General features: G+C 61.7%; 1 protein-coding gene. It reads right to left on the reverse strand.

Annotated elements, in window-relative coordinates; all coding sequences use genetic code 11:
- Positions 1-76: 76 nt before the first annotated feature.
- Complete coding sequence (locus ACFV9O_RS40060) at positions 77-1,903, reverse strand: reverse transcriptase domain-containing protein (RefSeq protein ID WP_385427954.1); 1,827 nt, start codon at positions 1,901-1,903, stop codon at positions 77-79.
- Between the last annotated feature and the right edge of the window lie 537 nt (positions 1,904-2,440).

Below are 2,440 nucleotides of genomic sequence, written 5' to 3' on the forward strand. Positions count from 1 at the left end.
CGGAGTGAAGTAGGCCGCCGACGAGGTGCCCGTGGCCCGGGTCCTTTTCCGACGGCCCCTTCCCGAACGGTGCGGGCTAGTTTCCCAGCACACCGCTCTCCAGTGATCTTTTCCGGGTGGATGAGGTCGCTCGTCCCGCGTGGATGTCCTCGTGGCAAGGCCGGCAGACGACCAGGGTCTTACGTCGTCTCATTGCCATCAACTTCACCCACACGGGGCGCTCGGCTCGGCCCTGTTGCTTGAGATCGGCGAGTTTCCGGACGTGATGGACCTCAATCCGGCTCGTTGATCCGCATATCTCGCAGCAGTCCGCGAGGAGCCGCTTCACCAACTCGGTGGTGCTGATGTGGTTGGGTTTCAACGGCTCTCGGTCGGCCATTACCGCTGTGCGCTGCCGTTTGAGCGGGATGCCGCCGAAGCGGGCAACCAGCGCCTTCTTCTCACCTCCGCGCTCGACGATGACTTCAAAGCATTTTCGAGGGCCGTCCGGGGTGTCGATGGTCGCCTTGTACTTGCGGGCCATCTTCGTGACGGTCGATCTATGCTTCGACGCCAGTGTCTTGAGCATGGACGTCTCCATCACCCATTGCAGGCGGTTTAGGCGGGCGACGTCCTGGGCGAGAAGGTAGTACTGCACGAGTCCCCGGTACTCGGCTTGGTATGTCGCCACGATTGAAAAATCGCTGTCGTGGAGAAGCACACCACGGAGTTTCGGTTTCCCGCCACCCATGTAGGAGGCACAACGCTGCCGGATTACCTCGCGTGGCACGAAAAGCCCGATGGCACCGTTGACGGAGCGTCGTGGTCCCGTGAGCTTCGTGTCGCATCGCTGGGCTTTCACCTCGTAACCGAGGAAGCGCGCCGCCTGGCTGGTGGCGTGCGTGACCAGGGTCTTGGATTCGGAGAGTTCCAGCCGGAGTTCATCCAGAAGGAATGCTGTGATCCGCGCCTTGATCTCCTCGGCTTCGTGCTTGGGCCCAGCGAAACCGAGCAGCCAGTCGTCGGCATACCTGACATACCGTAGGCGCCGAAAGCCTGGATCATAGGGGTCTTTGCTCGGCAGGCTCCGCATTTGGAGCCGGAGTTGCCGTACTGCGGCGCGATCTCCGCGCCGCTTCGCCCAGTGCATCCGGCTGTCGAGCCGATGATACTCGGGATGATGCCGTCGTTTTCTGCCGCGGTTGTATTCCGGCAGCAACTTCTGCTCAATGAACTGATCGAGCCTGTCAAGATAGATGTTGGAGAGGACGGGCGATGCCACACCGCCTTGGGGAGTCCCACTCAGCGTGGCGTTCCACCGCCAGTCTTCCAAGTATCCGACCCTGAGCATGGCCCGGATCAGCCGCAGGAACCGGCCATCGTGGATCTTCTCCCCGAGGATCGCGAGCATGACCTCGTGGTCCAGACTGCCAAAGCAGTCGGAGATGTCTCCCTCGATGAACCAGCGCGTTCCGGTCCAGTACTTCACCACGTCCTGCAACGCGGTGTGACAGCCCCTCTTGGGGCGGAACCCGTGAGAGCGATCGGAGAATTGGACGTCGTAGTACGCCTCCAATAACAGACGTACGACCTCGGCGACCAGTTTGTCCGACCACGTCGGCAGGCCCAGCGGGCGCTTCTTCTTCGCACCGCCTTTCTTGTCAATGTAGACCCGCTTGACGGGCGTCCATCGATACGACTCCGACCGCAATGTGCCGATGATCGTGTCAATCTTCGCCCGTGACATGCCGTCCACGGTCTCCCCGGTGACCCCAGGCGTCATCGCACCGGAATTCCTGTAGATGCGCCCATAGGCCATCAGAAAGAGCTGCGGATTGAACAGCTGCCGGTAGATCCTTTCCAACGGCAGGCTTCGCCTGCCGCGTTCCCGGATGACGTCCAGCACCGTTTCGGCGCTCTGCATTGCGCATACCTCCCCTTACTGGACGTCGAGTTCACCTGTGCCCCTTCGCCCTCATTCCGGCTTTCCCGGACTTCACGGCCGGTCGCAACTCCGGCGACTACTATGGGCACTCCGTCGCCGTAGGGCTCGCGCCCCGTAGGCGATCCCGTGGTACGTCTTCGCTGTACGTATCGAGCACGACGTAGGCCGCCCACTCATCTCCTTGACCGCCCTCACTGGGCGACGCCCCTCTCCTTGGAGGTTGCCGTCCGAACCCGTTCTTCAGAGCCCGGCAAGGAAAGGGCACCGGTTTCAGGTATCGTTCCGGTGAGTTTCTATTTTTGCCGCTGGAGATTGGGCTTCAAGCAATCCAGCCTTGGCCATATCGCGCGGGTCTTGCGGCCCTCCGCCCTGGATACCTCCAGACGGCCACCGCTTTCCTGACATGCTGTTGTCCCCTTCGGCTTTCGCCTCCAGGTAAGTCAGGCGACCCAGAAACATTCCTCCAAGTTCCTCCCGAGTGAGTCGGGGATACAGCGAAGCGCCTCACGGCGCACA

The sequence above is a fragment of the Streptomyces sp. NPDC059909 genome, assembly GCF_042730885.1.
In the GTDB taxonomy this organism is placed as follows: Bacteria; Actinomycetota; Actinomycetes; order Streptomycetales; family Streptomycetaceae; genus Streptomyces.